This window comes from Brevibacillus sp. FIR094 (assembly GCF_050477165.1).
Taxonomy (GTDB): Bacteria; Bacillota; Bacilli; order Brevibacillales; family Brevibacillaceae; genus Brevibacillus.
In genome coordinates, this window is sequence record NZ_JBEAES010000006.1 from 221,831 (window position 1) to 240,902 (window position 19,072).

21 protein-coding genes are annotated in these 19,072 nt (G+C 47.5%); 1 reads left to right on the top strand and 20 read right to left on the bottom strand.

The genetic code is table 11. The annotated features are described in order from the left end of the window. The 20 genes from ACQ5DJ_RS07130 to eutL all read right to left on the bottom strand — a co-directional run bounded on the left by ACQ5DJ_RS07130 (position 1) and on the right by eutL (position 17,709). Positions 1-489 (bottom strand): hypothetical protein, encoded by a 489-nt coding sequence (locus ACQ5DJ_RS07130; protein WP_429841828.1) that lies wholly within the window; start codon positions 487-489, stop codon positions 1-3. Between the two features lies 1 nt (position 490). Further along, entirely contained in the window at positions 491-802 is a 312-nt protein-coding gene (locus ACQ5DJ_RS07135; protein ID WP_429841829.1) for a Spo0E family sporulation regulatory protein-aspartic acid phosphatase, read from the bottom strand. 260 nt (positions 803-1,062) lie between these two features. After that, positions 1,063-2,403 carry a helix-turn-helix domain-containing protein gene (locus ACQ5DJ_RS07140; RefSeq protein ID WP_429841830.1) on the bottom strand — a complete coding sequence of 447 codons (1,341 nt, stop codon included), beginning with the start codon at positions 2,401-2,403 and terminating at the stop codon, positions 1,063-1,065. A 189-nt stretch (positions 2,404-2,592) separates the two neighbouring features. Beyond that, positions 2,593-2,769 carry a Spo0E family sporulation regulatory protein-aspartic acid phosphatase gene (locus tag ACQ5DJ_RS07145; RefSeq protein WP_429841831.1) on the bottom strand — a complete coding sequence of 59 codons (177 nt, stop codon included), beginning with the start codon at positions 2,767-2,769 and terminating at the stop codon, positions 2,593-2,595. Between the two features lie 368 nt (positions 2,770-3,137). Next, a complete protein-coding gene (locus ACQ5DJ_RS07150) occupies positions 3,138-4,508 on the bottom strand; it encodes a helix-turn-helix domain-containing protein (protein ID WP_429841832.1) in 1,371 nt (456 codons plus the stop codon). Between the two features lie 469 nt (positions 4,509-4,977). After that, a complete protein-coding gene (mdh, locus tag ACQ5DJ_RS07155) occupies positions 4,978-5,919 on the bottom strand; it encodes a malate dehydrogenase (RefSeq protein WP_429841833.1) in 942 nt (313 codons plus the stop codon). 20 nt (positions 5,920-5,939) lie between these two features. Continuing rightward, positions 5,940-6,884, bottom strand: a complete 945-nt coding sequence (gene eutC / locus ACQ5DJ_RS07160; RefSeq protein WP_429841834.1) for an ethanolamine ammonia-lyase subunit EutC — start codon at positions 6,882-6,884, stop codon at positions 5,940-5,942. Positions 6,885-6,904: 20 nt separating this feature from the next. Then, entirely contained in the window at positions 6,905-8,266 is a 1,362-nt protein-coding gene (locus ACQ5DJ_RS07165; protein ID WP_429841835.1) for an ethanolamine ammonia-lyase subunit EutB, read from the bottom strand. Between the two features lie 20 nt (positions 8,267-8,286). Next, on the bottom strand, positions 8,287-9,747 hold the full coding sequence (locus tag ACQ5DJ_RS07170) for an ethanolamine ammonia-lyase reactivating factor EutA (protein WP_429841836.1): 1,461 nt from the start codon (positions 9,745-9,747) through the stop codon (positions 8,287-8,289). Between the two features lie 142 nt (positions 9,748-9,889). Beyond that, positions 9,890-10,486, bottom strand: coding sequence for an ANTAR domain-containing response regulator (locus ACQ5DJ_RS07175; protein WP_429841837.1), 597 nt, complete (start codon positions 10,484-10,486; stop codon positions 9,890-9,892). Next, positions 10,452-11,912 (bottom strand): sensor histidine kinase, encoded by a 1,461-nt coding sequence (locus tag ACQ5DJ_RS07180; RefSeq protein ID WP_429841838.1) that lies wholly within the window; start codon positions 11,910-11,912, stop codon positions 10,452-10,454. The genes ACQ5DJ_RS07175 and ACQ5DJ_RS07180 overlap by 35 nt, the downstream gene beginning before the upstream one ends. Before the next feature lie 93 nt (positions 11,913-12,005). Then, positions 12,006-12,449 (bottom strand): EutP/PduV family microcompartment system protein, encoded by a 444-nt coding sequence (locus tag ACQ5DJ_RS07185; RefSeq protein ID WP_429841839.1) that lies wholly within the window; start codon positions 12,447-12,449, stop codon positions 12,006-12,008. Beyond that, complete coding sequence (eutS, locus tag ACQ5DJ_RS07190; protein ID WP_007720097.1) at positions 12,446-12,787, bottom strand: ethanolamine utilization microcompartment protein EutS; 342 nt, start codon at positions 12,785-12,787, stop codon at positions 12,446-12,448. Before eutS ends, ACQ5DJ_RS07185 begins: the two co-directional genes overlap by 4 nt. Positions 12,788-12,789: 2 nt before the next feature. Continuing rightward, entirely contained in the window at positions 12,790-13,077 is a 288-nt protein-coding gene (locus ACQ5DJ_RS07195; RefSeq protein ID WP_007720099.1) for a EutN/CcmL family microcompartment protein, read from the bottom strand. Between the two features lie 4 nt (positions 13,078-13,081). After that, positions 13,082-13,906, bottom strand: a complete 825-nt coding sequence (locus tag ACQ5DJ_RS07200; protein ID WP_144618628.1) for a hypothetical protein — start codon at positions 13,904-13,906, stop codon at positions 13,082-13,084. A gap of 15 nt (positions 13,907-13,921) precedes the next feature. Further along, positions 13,922-14,698, bottom strand: a complete 777-nt coding sequence (gene pduL, locus ACQ5DJ_RS07205; RefSeq protein ID WP_429841840.1) for a phosphate propanoyltransferase — start codon at positions 14,696-14,698, stop codon at positions 13,922-13,924. A gap of 9 nt (positions 14,699-14,707) precedes the next feature. After that, positions 14,708-14,995: an ethanolamine utilization microcompartment protein EutM gene (gene eutM, locus ACQ5DJ_RS07210; RefSeq protein WP_007720104.1), complete on the bottom strand. Its 288-nt coding sequence runs from the start codon at positions 14,993-14,995 to the stop codon at positions 14,708-14,710. A 49-nt stretch (positions 14,996-15,044) separates the two neighbouring features. Continuing rightward, positions 15,045-16,538: an acetaldehyde dehydrogenase (acetylating) gene (locus ACQ5DJ_RS07215; protein ID WP_429841841.1), complete on the bottom strand. Its 1,494-nt coding sequence runs from the start codon at positions 16,536-16,538 to the stop codon at positions 15,045-15,047. Then, a complete protein-coding gene (locus tag ACQ5DJ_RS07220; RefSeq protein WP_429841842.1) occupies positions 16,538-17,023 on the bottom strand; it encodes a BMC domain-containing protein in 486 nt (161 codons plus the stop codon). Before ACQ5DJ_RS07220 ends, ACQ5DJ_RS07215 begins: the two co-directional genes overlap by 1 nt. Before the next feature lie 35 nt (positions 17,024-17,058). Then, complete coding sequence (gene eutL, locus ACQ5DJ_RS07225; RefSeq protein ID WP_429841843.1) at positions 17,059-17,709, bottom strand: ethanolamine utilization microcompartment protein EutL; 651 nt, start codon at positions 17,707-17,709, stop codon at positions 17,059-17,061. A 330-nt stretch (positions 17,710-18,039) separates the two neighbouring features. On the opposite strand from eutL, the gene ACQ5DJ_RS07230 reads away from it, so the two are divergent. Beyond that, positions 18,040-18,903 carry a hypothetical protein gene (locus ACQ5DJ_RS07230; RefSeq protein WP_429841844.1) on the top strand — a complete coding sequence of 288 codons (864 nt, stop codon included), beginning with the start codon at positions 18,040-18,042 and terminating at the stop codon, positions 18,901-18,903. Positions 18,904-19,072 lie beyond the last annotated feature (169 nt).

The following is a 19,072-nucleotide window of genomic DNA, read 5'->3' on the forward strand; positions in this document are numbered from 1 at the left end:
TTAATTTTGATACTCTGCCTTGGAAGTTCTTTCTGTTACATCGCCTATCTTATTGTAAGCGTAATGGGAGGAGGTAATTTTTGCCTTCATCAATGCTGTAACGTTAGCCGTGTAATCGATAGATGCATAAGATGTGCCATTATCGTAGTCTTTTTTCTTGAGATTTCCATTCACGTAAAAATAAGAATAGACTCTTACTTTAGCGAGGTCTCTTCCTTCTCCGTCAGTATAAGCCCATAAATAAGCAGAAGTATCGGTCACATCATGAATATTGGATTTATACATAGCGATGTCGAAATCCTGCCCATCACTTAATGGACCCATACTGTTTTCTTCCGCTGCAAGACCAATTGAAGTCGATAAAGCTAAAGCAAAAAGGGCTGTAGAAAGAGCGGTAATAAGCGAGATTACCACATAGTAATAATATACCAATTTTTCATATATTGGGAATATATAAAATTTGTAGATTCCCTCCTGTAACAAAAACACCTTATAATCTATCTTTTTTCATCATTTTTGATTGAATAACCAGAATGTACTGATCCAATTGCTGGCTTAATGCCACGACGTCATCATCCAAAAAATCATTCTTCTCTAAATACAATTGCACCAGTTGTCCGCGCAATTCTTCCACAATGTTTTTCAAATGATCAATATCGTGATAGGTTACTCCTTCTCGATCTAGAGGTAGCGTGATACATTTACTTATAGGAGCTGTAACTGCTCCTCCTGCGGGCGTTCCTTTAACCTGGCGAAGGGGTGGAACGCCCTTTTTAAATGCAATTGCTGCTATAAGTCTCACCCTACTTCCTTTACCACCGGATTATTCACTTGCTTTCAGTGGCACCTGCGGCTCCTTTTTTAGAGATGTTCTTAGATTTCTATTGCTTCATGGAAGATTGCCTCCCCTCCTTATTTTGTGATTTATTACATAATTAACCATAAGTTGTTATGCAGATTTTTACCGACTGCAAAAAATGGAATAAAAAAACATCCTGATAGAGGATGTTTCATCAATCTACGATATATTTACTATGACCTAAAAGGATGCTAGCCACCTAACTAGTTTTGGTTATCTATCCGCTTATTCAAATTCCCTAACCATCCAAACAGGGCTATGTATGTAAGAGCCTCGTCATGTCGATTTAACAAATCCGCTAGAGAAAGACAATATATCGTTTCTTCAATTCCTCTCTCTATCCGCCCTTTTCCAAACTCATAAATAGCCATCTGATATCGAAACCGAAGATGTCGATCCAATCCAATTGCTTCTGTAAATTGATCGAAACTAGCAATGTGGGAGACAAAACGCTCTAAAATCTCATCCACGCAAAAATGGTAGGTGTTAGCGGATCTCATAATGGCATTTAAACCAGCAAGAACTTCATTGGTGGGAAGGCTCTCGAGATAGTCTGCATACTCTTCAATGATGCTTGTATTGCCAGACAACACCTCTAATGTGTAGGAGTTCGCCTTTGCCCATACTTTGAATCTTTCTACCTCTTTACGTCCGTCTTCATCAAGTAATTCAAACCATCCTAAATCAGCGTAAACTTGCACATACTGCTTCGCCTCTTCATACAGTCCTTGCATTTCCAGTGCTGCGCCTTTATATAAATGTCCCATTCCGTAATAATAGACAAGATGGCGCTCTGTTTTCAGGGGTTCCCCTTTTTTGTTTCTTTTCAACCTGTCCAATTCATACATGTGAACAGTTTCTGCAAGAAGCCGTAACTCGTCACCGTACTCCCCTGATTTGTTCCACTTTTGCATAGCAAAACAAACCCGTGCTAATTGGAATAAAGCATCGAGTTGGTAGTTCTCTGGAAGCCTATTGCGATACGGAGAAAACCGAATTACATTCTCCCAATTTTCTTCTGTATTTGTCCCAAGTACAACTCGAAATAACCGATACTGACTCATCACAAAGTGGTCAGAATAGCTATCTTTCTCATTCTCAATCACATATTCATAAAAGGGCACTGACTCTTTCAGTTGCCCTTTCTCATATAGCTGCTCTGCAAGTGCAAACAGAATCAAGATGTTTTTCGGATTCTCCATCATTTGGGGGACAGTAGCTTCTATGCAATCTTTTCGCCCAACCTCAACACATCTAATCAAGTATGGTATTAATCGGGGGCGCGATATTCTCCCCTCTGATATACATTCTTCCGGGTATAATTCATACAACCAACCCGGATCGTAATCAAACACATTGGCTAGCGCGTCTAGCTGACCAATGGTGATAGCACGCGGCGGATTTCCATTGAGAATCTCGCTCAAACTCCCGGGGTTAATGCCCGTTAATTCACCCAGTTTGCTTAATGTATAACCGTGCTTTCTCCGGCAATTTTCAATTTCTGACCGCAGTGACTGATACAATGTCCCTTGCAGCCCCACCATAAAGGTTCATCCCTTCGTGATTTTACTTTATTTTACGATTCTTTTTTTTTTGAAATACACTACTTAACATTCCTAGCATTTCGTCATCCAGTTCATAACTTTTTGACCTAGGAGTCAGCGAATACCCAGATAATGGGTTGATGGAAGGGTTTTGGGGGCCTAGCGGTGTAAGAAGGACTAACCTAATCCTTACTTTTCCGTTTTCAATCTGTTTTGAGCAATGACAATATATTTATCCAATTGTTCGCTTACAGCCAAAACCTTATCATGTGAGAGACCGTACTTCCCTGCCAATTCTATCATTTCCAGTCGTAGCTGTTCGATTCTATTATCCAACTCAAAATGGCAACTAATTTCCTTTACCATGCCCCGGATTGTACACCTACTATTAGGGGCTGATGCTACTCCTCTTTTGGGGGAGTTTCCTGGGTACAATGAAAGGTCCCTATCTAAAACATTTGCGATAGCAGTAATATCCAACGCCCCCTCTCTTTTACAATTTATTACATATAATTACTATACAAGGATGTGCAGAAATTCACCGATTAAGAAAAATTGAATAGAAAAAAAACATCCCTCCGATGGGATGTTTTTTGGGGTACGATCTATTCAACCACCTATTCCATGACCATAATTAGCGACTGCTACATCGTTTCCTATCTTTGCTGGTTCACTTACAACATTGACACCCAAACCCAAAATGAGAGCAAGTGAAAGTAAAATCCCCTTCATCACTATACAGCTCCTTTCGTAAGGATAGTTTGATACTTGCCTTTCTGTTGATCAGACGCATATTGCAGATGCGTCCAAAACAGCGCTGTACATTTTTTGAAGTTATCGTAATCTTTCATGGTATCAGACAAGCTAAGGCATCGAAGTGTTTCATTAAGCCCCTCTGCATACTTCCCTCTTTTAAACAAGTAAATCGCCATTTCATTCCGAAACTGAATATGTTCGCTCATGCCGATAGCGTCCTGACGATCCTCAAAACGATCAATATGTTCTGCAAACTGCTCAAATGTCGAATCGATCGAAAAACCGTATTGATTAGCTGCACTGACGATCGTTACTAAACCTGAAAGGACCTCTTTCGGATGATCGAAAAGGAAATGAATATAATCTGGGATGACATCACTATTCCCCATAAGGATGTTCAGCGTATACAAATTAGCTGTCGCCCATGATCGAAATTTCTGCACTTCGATTTGACCAATTTCGTCCAGGAGTTCAAACCAGTTTAAATCAGCGTATCCATCAACATATCGCTTCGCTTCTTCGTACATCTCCTGTTTCTCTAATGCTATACTTTTAATGAGAAATGCTTGTCCATAGTACACAACCAAATGACGTTCAGTTGAAAGCATTTCACTGGCCTTGTTGCTTCTTCGTCTACGCAACTCATCCTCATAGATAATAGTAGCCAATTCCCTTAATTCGTCGGCATATTTATCCATTTCTCTCCATTTGTGGATAGTATAACAAACATTTGCTAATTGTAGTAGTGCATCTAACTGGTTATTTTCCGGTAGGCGCCTTCGATACGGATCAAATCGAATGACAGCCTTCCAATTTTCTTCAGAATTCGTACCTTGCACTACTACTCGAAAAAGTCTGTACTGACTCATCACAAATTGGTTAGAGTAACTATCTTTTTCGTTTTCAATCACGTATTCATAGAAAGGTACTGACTGTTTCTGTTTCCCTTCCTCATATAGCTGCTCTGCTACGACAAATAGGATCGAGATATTCTTCGGATTCTCCAACAATTTAGGAACAACCTCGTCTATACAATCCTGTCGCCCAACCTCTGCACATCGAATCAAATATGGAATCAACCGAGGGCGCGATATTCTCCCCTCTGATATACATTCTTCCGTATACAATTCGTACAACCAACCCGGTTCGCGACCAAATACCGCAGCAAGCGCATCTAATTGACCAATGGTCATAGCCCGCGGTGGATTTCCGTTCAGAATCTCGCTTAAACTCCCATGGTTGATGCCCGTTAGTTCACCTAATTTACTCAAGGTATAGCCGCACTCTCTACGGTGTCTTTCAATCTCTGACCGCAGCGACCAGTGCAATGTCCCTTGCAGCCCCCCCATAAAGAATCATCTCCTAATTTTTTCCTTTATTTTACAATAAAATATATTTTTATGGAAGATTTTTCTTTACATTTCTTCATATTTTATTAAACTAGTTCGTCACTTTTCGCACAATTCCTCCAATGTCTTACAGGTGTTTGCACGTCGTGACAATTACACCCAACTATGGAGGAATACAGCCGCGTAGGAAGAAGTGGATTTCCAGTCCTAGCGCCTCTGGAGCCCTACCCAGCTTCGAAATAAATAGCGGGGGTTTTCAGCTTCAACCTCTGCAAATACATCCTCGAAACTCTACTTTTGAAGCGCTCCCGCTATTTATTTCGGAGCGAACAGTACCCGCCCTCAGCAGGGCGTAGGCCGAAGCGTAGACTGGAAATCCACTTCTTCCCTCCACTACGGCTACTCAATCCACATTGTAAAAAAAGCTCCGCCAAAACATCTGGCGAAGCTTTCATTTTAAATCCGTGCCTTATGGCATAGCTACTTTCATAACAGCACGAACGGAATCTGCGGATTTATCCAATGCTACTTTCTCAGCAGCAGTCAGATCCAGCTCGATGACTTGCTCGATACCGTTTCTACCCAAAAGTGTTGGTACACCCAGGTAGATATCGTTGTAGCCATACTCGCCTTGGAGCAAAGCGATAGATGGCAAGATACGCTTCTGGTCTTTCAAGATCGCTTCTGCCATTTCTACCAGAGCTGCCGCAGGTGCATAGTAAGCAGAACCGTTACCCAAGAGAGCTACGATCTCGCCGCCGCCTTTGCGTGTACGCTCTACGATAGCATCCAGACGATCTTGTGGGATCAATTTTTCGAGTGGGATGCCACCTGCGTAGGAGTAACGCAAGAGTGGTACCATGTCGTCACCGTGACCGCCCAATACGAAGCCGGTTACGTCATTAACGGATACATTCAGTTCCATTGCTACGAATGTACGGAAGCGAGCTGTATCCAGTACGCCGGATTGACCGATAACGCGGTGTTTCGGGAAGCCGGACGTTTTGTAGAATGTATACGTCATCGCATCTACCGGGTTGGACAGGATGAGTACGATGGAGTTTGGTGCATATGTTTTCACTTGCTCAGCAACAGAGCGCATGATGGCTGCATTCGTTGCTACCAAGTCGTCGCGGGACATACCTGGCTTGCGGGCAATCCCTGCTGTAATGATTACGATATCGGAGCCTTCGATGTCTTTGTAGTCAGAAGTACCTGTAATGCTAGCATCGAAGCCGAGAACTGGAGAAGCTTCCATCATGTCGAGTGCTTTACCCTTCGTTGGGTTTTCCAATTGAGGGATATCGACCAAAACGATGTCAGCCAGCTCTTTTTGCGCCATGATGAACGCAGTTGTCGCTCCTGTAAAACCACTACCGATGACGGCTACTTTTTTTCTACGAAATGTCATGCTGAATCCTCCTCGTCATGTTACAAGACTAGTTTCACACCACTTGCTTTTTGCTCCAGCATTTTGGAGAGAATGGTCCCAATGTGGGCACCCGCCTCAACCGGAGAAGTACCTTGACGATGAATATTCGAGATCACTGTACGCTCTGATTCTACCATACCTTTGCGTGGACGGTAGCACATGTATGCACTCATGGAATGCGCCGTAACCAATCCTGGACGCTCTCCGATCAGGAGCACCAATACTTCTGGCTCCAAAATCTCGCCGACATGATCCATGCTGGCTACGCGTCCGCCTTTGATAAAAAACGGAGTGCCGCAGGTCAGTCCATAGCTTTTCAGAGAGTCCATCAGAGATGGAAGCACGTCTTTCAGGTTTGCGTCAACCGCAGCAGCACTCAAGCCGTCTGAAACGACGATTTGTACCTGAGGCTTCTTTTGGCCGCGCTCTTGCAGCAAGCGCACGCCTTCCTCAGTGAGGACGCGCCCCATATCCGGACGCTTTAGATAGTTTTCGGTGTTGTCGTACTGTGTTTCCACTGTGAACAAGGAGTACTGATCGAGCACCGCTTGACTGACTTCACCGTATACAGCATCTACAGCCGCAGCATGGTCGCGACGCAATTCAAGCATCGTTTTGGTCAAAGGTCTCACACCTGTACGCCAAACTCCGATGCGCGCTGGCGTGCTGGACAGCAGTTCATCCAAGCCTTCCTTGTACTTCGGATTCGGTACATGTGATGTTCTCTCAGGTTCTGCTGATGAAGCAAGTTGCTCATTCACCGCTGGAGCTTGCGTTGGAGCCGTCGTCGCATTCGCTACCGGCTCTGCCTTAGATTCCGATCTCAGTTGAATCAAGCCGCCTGTCTCTGCTTTTGGTGACGGAGCTTGTTCTGTGTTCTCACCCAGCTTCTTTTGCAGCTCTGCTACTACTTTATCTACCAAGAAATCTAATTGTTGTTCCATCCGTCTTTCACCTCCTGATCTTACATGAAGATTGTCGGATCGCCTGCTTTTGCAGTCAGCCTACCGTTTTCCATGATGCCCATTTTCTCCAACCATTTTTCAAAATCAGGTGCCGGGCGCAGTCCCATCACTTCACGGAACGCGGCAATATCATGGAAGCTCGTCGATTGATAGTTGAGCATGACATCGTCTGCCATAGCTACCCCGATGACAAAGTTAACTCCTGCCGACGAGAGCAAGATACCGAGATTGTCCATATCGTTCTGATCGACCTTCATGTGGTTCGTGTAGCATACGTCACAGCCCATTGGCAAACCGTGCATTTTGCCCATGTAATGGTCTTCCAAGCCTGCGCGGATTACTTGACGGCTGTCGTACAAATACTCAGGTCCGATGAATCCAACTACCGTGTTCACGATAAACGGATTGTATTTGCGTGCCAAACCGTAGCAGCGCGCTTCCATCGTTACCTGGTCCATGCCGTGATGCGCCTCGGAAGACAGCTCAGAGCCTTGGCCTGTCTCGAAGTACCAGAAGTTCGGTCCATAGGAAGTACCCTCTTTGCGCATCAGCTCGTCTGCTTCATCCAACAGCGCTACATCAATACCAAATGCATTGTTTCCTTTTTCACTACCCGCCAAACTTTGGAAAATCAAGTCTGCTGGTGCCCCATTACGGATGGCACGCATTTGAGTAGATACGTGAGCCAATACGCAGTTTTGGGTCGGGATATCGAACTTGGTCATCACGTCTTTGGTCATGTTCAAAATGTCTTTGACGCTGTCCGCTGTATCGATAACCGGGTTGATCCCGATAACCGCATCGCCGATTCCGTAGCTCAATCCTTCGTACAGAGACGCCTTGATGCCTTGTACGTTATCGGATGGATGGTTCGGCTGTACACGAGAAGCCAATATGCCCTTTTGACCGATTGCGGTGTTGGCATGCGTCACAACTTTAATCTTGGAAGCAGCCGTAATCAAGTCCAGGTTGCTCATGAGCTTGGCAGTCGCTGCAATCATCTCACTGGACAAGCCGCGGCTGATGCGCTTTAGTTCATTATCGCCTGCTTGATGGCTCAAAATGTACTCGCGGAGTTCTGCTACACTCCAGTTTTTGATTTCACTGTAAATTTTTTCGTTGATGCCTTCTTCGATCACACGGGATACTTCGTCTTCTTCTGCTGGAACCATCGGATTGTTGCGGATATCCGCCAGCGTCAGATCAGCCAAAACTTGCTTGGCAGCTACACGTTCCCGGGAATCAGCAGCGGCGAGACCAGCCAGCTGGTCGCCTGATTTATCTTCATTAGCCTTCGCGAAAACTTCTTTCAAATCGCGAAATTGATAGGTATGTCCAAGCACAGTCGTTTTCGTGTTCATCACGTCCACCCCTTCTTACGTTACGGCCTTTCATCAAACGCGAGTGTTTTGACAACGACGGGAATAATCGTTCCCGAGATCGGCTCACCGAGATCGATGTAATCCCCGTATTCCACACGCACCTGATCGATGCAAATGATTTCCGGTGCCCCTTTGCAACGTAGCGCCAAGGCCTGCCCGAGCGCTTTCGCCATATCTGTTTCACAGATCACGACCATGGTTTGACTCTCGGGGAAGCTTGCCCGGTATTGCTCCGACAGCTCCTGGGACAGCGTCTGTAGCAAAGCGTACGAGCAGTACCCGATGCCGGAGATCGCGAGTGCGAAAGGAATCCCTGTCGTTTTTTCAAACAGACGCTCACCCAGTTGGTAGATCGAAGCCACTTCCTGTCGCAGTCGTGTGGCATCTGCCAATTGTTCCTCGGTAAGCTCCAGCTTGAGAATCGGAATATTTTTAATCGGCAACAGCTCCGGCTTGATATGCACGGTTGAACCGCTGATCTCCGTACTTTGCATCCCCGCGCCAATTACCGTTGCCCGTACCGTTTGATCCGGGTCTAGCCACTGTACCGGATACGTTCCTTTTTCGCGCTCCTGCTGGAGTACATATCCGAGCAGCGGGCCAAAATCGCCATATCGGCTCGCATCCGAAATATTTTGGACGGGAGGTCCGCTCATGAGCAGGCCTACACCGCCTGAGACAGTCAATTCAGCAACAGGGATGGAATCGCGTAAATGCGGTCCCAATACAAGCAAGCCTGATACTTGGCGCTCTTTGCCCGTCAAATAATCGAGCATGCTGCGTGCCAGCTGTTCGGCAACCTCTGTGAGCTGCGCGAATCCGATTTCCTGTCCGACTTGAATTCGCAATCCTTTTGCCGACAGCCATTGTTGAATGTTCGGCGACACGTATTGAACGACACCTTGCGGACTGAGACGGATCAGTCTTCCTCCGACGTGAAACGTAACCGTTGCAATCGCTCGACCACGTTGGAAGTAGGCTGCATTCGCTGTTCCTCCGCCAATATCGACATTGACGATCACACCTTGTATGGCTTGCGAGCGTTTTTCTGCGCCAGCGCCCTTGCCCGCCAGCACGCCTTCGAGGTCAGCACCTGCTGTCGCTACCACGAAATCCCCGGAGCGTTCAGCCAGCAGATGAACGATATGCTGTGCATTCTTTTTGCTGGCTGTTTCTCCGGTAATGATAACCGCCCCGGACTTGATTTGAGACAAGCTGATTTGTGCCTTGTCGTACTCGGCTGCAAGAATCGATCCGATTCCGTCAGCGTCGATTTCATCAAATCCGATGAGCGGTGTGGAATGTACTTCACTCGCATACAGCAATTGTCGCTCCACGATCTGATAACGCGGCAGCGAAAACGTGCTGGACATGCGACCCAATCGCAATCGGCTTACGATCATTTTGGTTGTGCTTGTTCCCACATCGATCCCGACGCTTTGGATCCATTGTTCGTCCATATGAACCTCCTTGAACCATTGGCGTGCCAGACGGGCCTTACGAAAAAACGCTTGAACAGCCGGTTCCTTGCTCCCGGTCTGATTCAAGCGCCTTTGCTCTCTTCGTATCTACTTGTCACTGCTTTTTATGATAACGTCAGTACTAGCCTTGTGCTAAAATGGCCTGCTCGCCTGACAAAATCTCTTCTGCCAGCTTCACAAGCGGCATGCGCCGTTGCATGCTTACTTGCTGCATCCATTTGTAAGCCGCATCCTCTTCCAAGGATAGGGCACTCATCAGCTTTCCTTTTGCCTTTTCCACTGCTTTGCGATCCTCGATCTTTTGCTTCAGATCATTGATATCCTTCTTCAGTGAAACGACTTTTTCCTTTTGACTAAGGGCGATTTCTACTGCGGGAATCAAGTCATCCTCCGACACCGGCTTCACCAAGTAAGCCGTCACACCCGCTTTTCTGGCATCCTGGACGAGTTCCTTTTGGCTATAAGCCGTCAAAAGAAGAATAGAACTGTCTGAAAAGGAACGAATGATACCGCTTGCCTTGATTCCATTCAAGACAGGCATTTTCACATCCATGATGATCAGATCGGGCTTGTGACGATGGGCCTGTTCGACTGCCTCTTCTCCGTTTTTCGCCTCGGCAACCACTAAATACCCTTCATTTTCGAGCATCTCGCGCAAATCCATGCGAATAATCGGCTCGTCATCAACCACCATAATCTTCGGCTGTGTCATCTTCATCCTCCTTTTGGATCGGATAGAGGATGGTAACCTCTGTTCCGTTCCCAGTGTTGCGGAAATGCATCGTGCCTTCGAGGTCTTCCCTGACCAGCGTATCGACAATTTTCAGGCCGAGATGGCCCTTTTTGTGGATTTGCTCCATGTCCTCGATGCCTACTCCGTCGTCTGTCACAGACAAACTAACGAAGTCCTCCTTGGCGACGAGTGCAATAGAGATTTTCCCTTCTTGCAGGTCATGAAAACCATGAATCATGCAATTTTGAATCAGCTCGGTGACGATCAAGGCAAACGATGTTGCTTTGTTGGACGGCAGATACACCGATTCGCCCGTCACCACGACGTGTATAGCTTGCTCAGAACGTCTCATCGAAGAGACGATTATTTTCGATATTTTGGTTAAAATCTCTTTGAAGTCAATCTGCTCCAGACCATCCTGTGCCAAGTATTCGTGAATAATGGCGATGCTGTTGATGCGATTGATGCTCTCCCGGTATACCTTTTCAATCTCGTTGGACTGCGAACGCCGCATTTGCAGGCGCAACAGACTAGAGATGGTTTGCAAATTGTTTTTGACCCGGTGGTGAATCTCTTTGATCACCGCGGATTTGATCATTAATTGCTTTTCTTTTTCCCGAATGTCCGATATGTCTCGCAGGAGAATGAATCCTCCGATGATGTCTTGTTTGCGGACGGACGAAACCGCTTTCATCATGATAAAATGCTTGCCTTTTGACAGCTCCTCCTGAATATAACCCCCGTTGCGTACAAAATTCTCCGGGGAAACTCTCCAGGAAAAAATACGTTCAATGCTCTCTCCCTTTTCCGGCCGTTCAAAGCCAATCAAGGAGAGCAGCTTGTGGGCACGGCCATTGGCGTACGTGATAACCCCACTCTGATCAAACAAAATCATGCCCTCGTGCAAAAGTGACGAAATGGGCAGATCAGGCACAGCGAACTGGATGAGTGTCTCACTTAACTGCTCCGTTGTTTCCTTGAGCATTTCGACGTTCTTTTCCTGTTCCACCTGTTTGGATATATCTTGTTCAGTTATCAAGGTCCCGATTGTTTTTCCAGCCGCATTCGTGATGGGTACGACGCTTTGTCGCATCACGACTTGCTCCTGTGAAACCCCACGTGAACCGATGACGGGCTTGCCTGTCGTCAGACAATACATAACAGCCGGCTCATTAATCGCCGTCGCCAAATGCCCTACGACCGATCCACTGTACATAGAGCGTGCCGTACTCGGTGCAGCTTGTGCGACTACCATCGCAGCGCTCCGATCTACCGTCGGACAATCGATAAACATATCCGCCTGAGACAGATCAGCAAAAATCTGGAGCTTGGAAGCCAGATCCTCCACAATCCGAATGTCCTCATCACTCAATGTCGTGGACGCTTTGCACACTTCTCGTATTGATTGCATGTGAACCTCTTTTCACCTGCTAGGAGTTGATATGACCTCATTTTCTCACAGACGCGCTACGGCGGAAAGGGGTTTAATACTGGTTAATCAAGCTTACTCGTTGACAATTTCTTGCAAATACGCTCGCAATTCTGGCACTCCCTCACTCGTGAGTGAGGAGGTCTGGAAGATTCTCGCATTGCCAAGCGATTGACGCAGGAATTGTTCTGCCCTCTCCACATTTGCATCAGGATGATCCATTTTGGTAATGACCCCGATGCACGATTGCGGGAACCCTTGTGCAAAACCAGGAGGGAAATAATTGCGCTCCCTCGTAGCATCCTGCACCATGACAATGATCTTCGCCTCAAGAGAGGTAGCCATGAGCGTGCGGTAAAACATCGGGTTTTCGCTGTACTCACCCGGAGTGTCAATCGCCCAGTCCCGATATTCGAGCGCTTGTGTCTTCCTGGCAGGCTGTTCGTCATTGAACAGCGCCCGCACCAGAGAAGACTTTCCTGCTTCGATTGCACCGATTAGCATTACACGGCCGGTCATGATTTCGTCACCAATGCCGGTGTAAACCGCAGTTTTTCGCTCAGTACCTGATTGACCGCTTCGACTGCCATTTCAACAGCAGATACATCTCCTACGACAATCAGTGAACCTGTAAAACGATCGAGAAACCCAAGCTCGACGCCAGCAGCCTTTGTCGCAATATCCGCGGCAATAATGGCTGTTTCGGTAGGCGTCAAAGTCAAAATGCCGATCGCACCGGCCTCATTGATTCCTAGCTTGGTATAGAGCATTGGGTCAGGGTTTGCGATAACATGAGCCAACGTGACCTGTTTCCCTGGTACGAATTCCTGGATGACTCGTGAACGTTCCTGTTCCATTCCTATTCCTCTCTTCCTGCGGCACCCGGCACCTCAAACGAATCCACAATGCCTACGATAATCGCATCGATCGGCACACTGGTGCCGGAGAAAAGGATTCGGGCAGGCGTCCCACGAGAGACGATAACCTGCTCCCCGATTCCCGCACCGATCCTGTCCGCTGCGATAACGGTTTGTCCGCCTTCTTCGCCACGCCAATCAATCGGCTGAACCACCATGAGCTTGAGATTTTCCATGCCTGCTTCTTTTTGCGTGGCCCAGACGCTGCCGATCACTTTTCCCAAAAACATGCGATCACCCTTTTCCTAAATAGCTGACCGTAATGCCGCGTTCTCTCATGCTGTCATAAGCAAGCGGAGAAACAATTGCACCTTTTTTCACGATCAAAGTCGTATCGCGAAGCTCAGGCTGAGATCTGATCCAATCCGCTGTCAACAGCTTCCCGGAAAAGACGGCTTCCTGCTCATCCAAAGGAGTCAATGTCGGTTGTTCTGTCTTGGTAGTAGTCTCCACTTTTTGCAGCTGAGACTTCAGCTTCGAAACTACGCGATCAGCCAGACGGCGTTGCTCTACAAACTCCACACCCAGTTCTTTCATGCCCTCAACGTGACGGTTGAACAGCTTTTCATAAGCAGGTGTCAGTGTCAATGTTTGCAGGGTACGACGGTCTGCGCGCTTGATTCCTGGCACATCGGAACCAGCGATGACGAATTTACCCGTCACCAATGCGGAAAAGACGATTTCCGCTTTGATCGTTCCTTTTAGACCAGAAGCAATTCTCGCTGCATTATCCAAATCGATTTCAGGAATCACGATACCGACATAATCTTTCGGCACTTCCAACGGGGCAGGAGCGTACTCATCTGCTGTAAGGATTCTACCTGCTCCCCCACATTCGATCTTGTGCATTCCCAACCAAGAAGAGGTTTCTCCGTCCAGGAAGAGAATGTCATGGCAGATTCCGTGGTTTTTCAGTTGGATAAAATGATCCTGATAAGCCTCATGAGCCTGGCTGTCACAAAAGACGTACAGGATACGAGGCGCATCGTTTTTCTTTTCTGTATTCATCGATTGCAAAATTTCTTTTGTAATCGACGCCACCATTTCTCTGATGTCCATCAAGCTCTACCTCCGTTAGGCGGAGTAAAATTGCCCGTTCTTGCCGATCACTTTTACCCGGTCTCCCGTTTTCAAATTAGCGGCATTACCTTCATCCGTATCAACGTGGAAATCAAGTGCGAATTGCGGATGCACACGAACGACTACATCTGGATAGATGATTGGACGATCGCTTTGCGTCGCCAGGATCAGCGTATCGCCATCCTTCACTTGATATTGCTCGGCATCTGCAGGAGACATATGAACGTGGCTCTTCGCTACGATTACGCCTTTGTCCATCACGACTGTCCCTTTTGCCGTAACGAGTACCATACCTGGTGTTCCTTCAATATCTCCAGACATACGCACAGGTGCTTGAACACCTACTGCAAAGCCGTCTGTCCGGGAAATTTCCACTTGTGTCGCGCCACGAGCTGGTCCTAAAACGCGAACCCCGTGGATGCTGCCTTTTGGTCCCACGATGGTGACTGTTTCTTGGCAAGCAAACTGGCCCGGTTGCGACAAATCACGCATTGGCGTCAATTGATGTCCGGCTCCGAAAAGCTTCTCGACATCTGCTTGCGACAAATGAATGTGACGGTTAGATACGCCCAAAGGAATTTCTCGCACTGCCTCGGCAGCTTGATTGGTGGAAGGCTGCTGGTTTTGATCAACTTGTTTCACTTGAATCCCTCTTCCTTTCAAGAAATCTGCCGCTGCTGGTGTTATTTTATCCCCTTTCTCAACGAGAAAGGGGTTTGGAATGCCTGATTTATGCATCGCTCTCAAGGATGCTTCTGTAATCACTGCCATAGGGATTTATTATCCTTCGAGTTTAGGCAGAATCAGTTCAATGTCTCCATGAGGGCGTGGAATTACGTGAATAGATACGAGCTCTCCTACTTTTTCAGCAGCAGCGGCACCTGCGTCTGTGGAAGCTTTTACTGCACCTACGTCACCACGTACCATAACAGTCACGAGACCGCCACCTACGTGTACTTTACCAATCAGTTTTACGTTAGCTGCTTTTACCATTGCGTCAGCAGCTTCAACTGCTCCTACCAAACCTTTTGTTTCTACCATTCCCAATGCGGACATTTCTCCAGCCATTTTCATTTCCTCCTTAATTATATCTCCAAAATTTTAGTGTTTTACGACTCTAAGTCGTCATTTCTGTTAACACCGATTTGATGATGTTTTTGATCTCATCGCGGCTCAAGCCGACATTCATGGAAGAGACAGCTTGTAGAACAGCTTCTTCCGCTTGTGTCGCTGGAGCTGCGGATACTGGCGTTGATTGCGGCATTTCTTTGATGCCAAATGCAACACGCTTGATGTTGAACATGTGCTTCGCACCGATGTTATCGGACGTGATGTTGCCCCCATAGGAACCGCATCCAAGCGTGAACGCTGGTTGTACACCAGTCGTTGCGCCAATTCCTCCGAAGGTCGTACCCGTATTTACCGGAATTCTGGATGCTGGCATTGCTTGACCATATGCTGCGATGACATTGTCATCCTGGGCGTGAATACCCGCTGTATGTCCAAGTCCGCCGTGATCCAGCAATTCGCGGCAACGAGCAAACGCTTCGTTGTCACCTTGAACCGTGTAGAGAGCGAGAATCGGCGCCAGTTTTTCAACGGACATCGGGTACGCTTTACCTACGTTGTTCTCCTCCGCAACCAGGACACGCGTATCAGCAGGGATGGTAATACCCGCCATTTGAGCGATCACATGTGGAGAGCGGCCAACGATCTTCGCGTTCAGCGAGCCGTTTATCGTGACGATGGCAGCTACCTTTTCCTTCTCTTGCTCGTTCAGGAAGTAGGCGCCTTCACGCTTCAGGGCAGCAATCAATTGGTGTTTGGTGGATTCCTCCACTACCAATGCCTGCTCAGAAGCGCAGATCGTACCATAGTCAAAAGTCTTGCTCTGCACGATGCGTCTGGCAGCAGCAGCAAAGTCAGCAGTGTGGTGGATGTAAACTGGTACGTTACCAGGTCCAACACCGTATGCCGGCTTACCGGAGCTGTATGCTGCGCGTACCATCGGAGTTCCGCCAGTCGCGAGAATCAGATTGGTAAGCTTGTGCTTCATCAGCTCATTTGTTCCAGGCAGCGTAGGCTTCGTAACGCAATGGATCAAGCCTTCTGGTGCTCCAGCCGCTACTGCCGCCTGTGCCATCAGTCGCGCTGCTTCCAGCGTGCATTTGGCTGCCGACGGATGCGGGCTGAAGACAATCGCATTTCTCGCCTTGAGGGAGACCATCGATTTATAAATAACCGTGGACGTCGGATTCGTGGAAGGTACAACCCCTGCGACGATACCAAATGGCTGCGCCACTTCCCACACCTTGTTCTCTTCGTCCTTACGGATGATGCCAACCGTTTTTACATCTTTTACAGATGCGTACACATCTTGTGCAGCAAACAGGTTTTTCATCCGCTTGTCAGCGACGTTACCAAAGCCTGTTTCCTCTACAGCCATTGCTGCCAGTCGATCAGCATTTTCTACGCCCACTTTGGACATAGCTTCGATGATCCGGTCAACTTGCTCTTGGCTGTAGGTAGCGAATTTGGCCTGTGCTTCCTTCGCTTGTGCGAGGTAGGTACGCACTTCCTGTATGGAATACAGATCAGCGTCGAGTGTCATTAGGCTTTGTCACCTCCGCCTTGTTTCTCTTCCAACAGACGAATGAGATCTTCTTTCTTCGCCATGTTGATTTCGTTCGTTGTCAGCGGGAAGTCCGCATACGAACGCGCCATTTTACGCAGGTCATTGATGGATTGATCTTGCAATCCGGACACTGGCGCTTTAGCCGGCTCTGCCTTAACCTCTTCTTTTACTTCCGGTTTTAGCAGGTTTTTAATCATTCTTGGAACATTTTCATCAGGACGTGGAATTACGTGTGAGTGCAGCAATCTTCCGACACGTCTCGCAGCTTCAGCACCAGCATCTACTGCTGCCTGTACGGAGGAGACATCTCCGATTACATACAAGGTAACGATTCCGGCGTCCGCTCCTTCATAGGAGACGACTTTAACATCTGCCGCTTTGGCAGCAGCGTCTGCGGCAGCGATGAGAGCAGGCAAGCCCAGCGTCTCGATCATGCCGAGTGAATATGTTGTAGCGCGCATTTACATTACCTCCCCTTCAAGAGGGAAAATCCCTATTATCGTTTGACAGGCTGTTTGGCGACACTTCTTACGGCCTCAGCAAAAGCATCGGCGGCTGCCGTGCATGCCGATTGGCTGCCAGTGAGTAGTGCTCCCCCAAAGTTCGTTTCTGTCGGTGGACCAAAAAATTGAACCATTTGTACATCTGCAGCCTTGAGGGCGGCATCAATACCATACATGGCCTCCAGCGGCGGAGCGATCAAGTAAGCAAGCGGCTCACCTTCGCGGATTCCGGCGGTTTGAGACAAGTAGCTGCCCGTCCGCGACACAACATGGGCGTAATACGCATGCGTCCCTTCATCATTCAAAGAGTAAAAGCATGCTCCGCTTTCCATAAATGCAACGGCTGCATCCAGTCCGCTCTGCACCTCCGATGGCGTCGCTCCTCCGATCATCCCGATGAACTCGCCGGACAACGGTCCAGACGCATGGCCTGATCCTGCATAAAACGACTTGGCATACACAACTTCTACCGCTGCCTTTTTGGTCGCTTCATCAATGGCCGTATACCCCACATCGTCAATCGTAGAGGTCAATAGCCCCAGACTTCGGATATGAGAAGGCAGGTTCAGCTTCTCCGCAAATTGTGGATCGACATTGGGAATCAGTCGGATCGCAAGCGGCGTCGCTCGAATTGGTTTTTCCATGCGTGTCACTCCTTTCAAGACAACATCCCTGATCAAAAGTAAAAAAAGGTGCCTAAACACGAAAAAATAAGCCGTGTTCAAGGGCACCTTTGCCTTTTGATTATTCACTTGTGAGTAGAAGATTACACGCGATTTACGTGGTCTTTTACCTGTCTCTAATGTAGAACAAGGTACAGAAAAATGCAAGCGTTTTCGGCATTCCGTCACTTTTCCATATTCCGGTCATATTACGGACACACGCCCCCGTTAAATTTGTGTTGTAGCCGAGACGGGCAAGCCCACAAACAAGGCTCACCACAATCTAAAGACCCCCCAAGGAGGAATTTTACAATGAAAAAGAAAATGGCAATGACAGTTATGGCTTTGGCAGTATCCGCAATGGCAGGTTCCGCGTTTGCGGCAAATGAACCAGCGAAAACGACCGGTTCTTCTGCTCCACTGAAAATGGTGACCAAAGATGGTACAGATGCTCTTAACAAACCGATTTTTAACCTGGAGCAAATGGCAAAGGAAAAGGGCATCACTGTGGAAGAGTTGATCAAGCAGCTTGAAAAAGAAGGAAAACTGACGAAAGGAGCAGCTACTATCACGAAAGACGGCGATCTGACAACTAGCTTTTCCTTCATGAAATTCGATGCCAACAGCAATAACAGTAAGCCGATCGACCTGAACGAAATGGCGAAAGAAAAAGGCATCTCTGTAGAAGAGTTGATCGAGCAGCTGAAAAAAGAAGGCAAGGTGACGACAGGAGTTGCTACCAGCTCCCCAGACGGTACCAATCCGGGCCTCACAGTCATTTCTCTCGATCCTGAAAACAAGGACGGCGGAGCATTCATCGCTCTGGACCCTGCTATGAATCTGGAAGAAATGGCGAAAGAAAAAGGCATCTCCGTAGAAGAGTTGATCGAGCAGCTTAAAGAAGATGGCAAGCTGGCAATGTATGCTTACACTACAACTATCAATTTGGAAGAAGTAGCAAAAGAAAAAGGCATCTCTGTGGAAGAGTTGATCAAGCAGCTTGAAAAAGAAGGCACGATCGCCACTGGTGAAGCAGCTTCCTTTACTAAACCAGCAATCAGTTTGGAGCAAATGGCAAAAGAAAAGGGCATCTCCGTGGAAGAGTTGATCAAGCAGCTTGAAAAAGAAGGCAAAATCACACGGGGCGAAACAGTAGCACCTGCCTCCCAAAAATAAACCGTAATAACGAAAACAAATACCTCTGACGAGATGCTGTCAGAGGTATTTCTGCATTCGTGTGCAACTCGTTTGGGCGAAGCGAGGAAGGCGGCCGCCATGTAACGCAAAATACAAGCGTTTTCGGCATTCCGTCACTTTTCCATATTCCGGTCATATTACGGACACA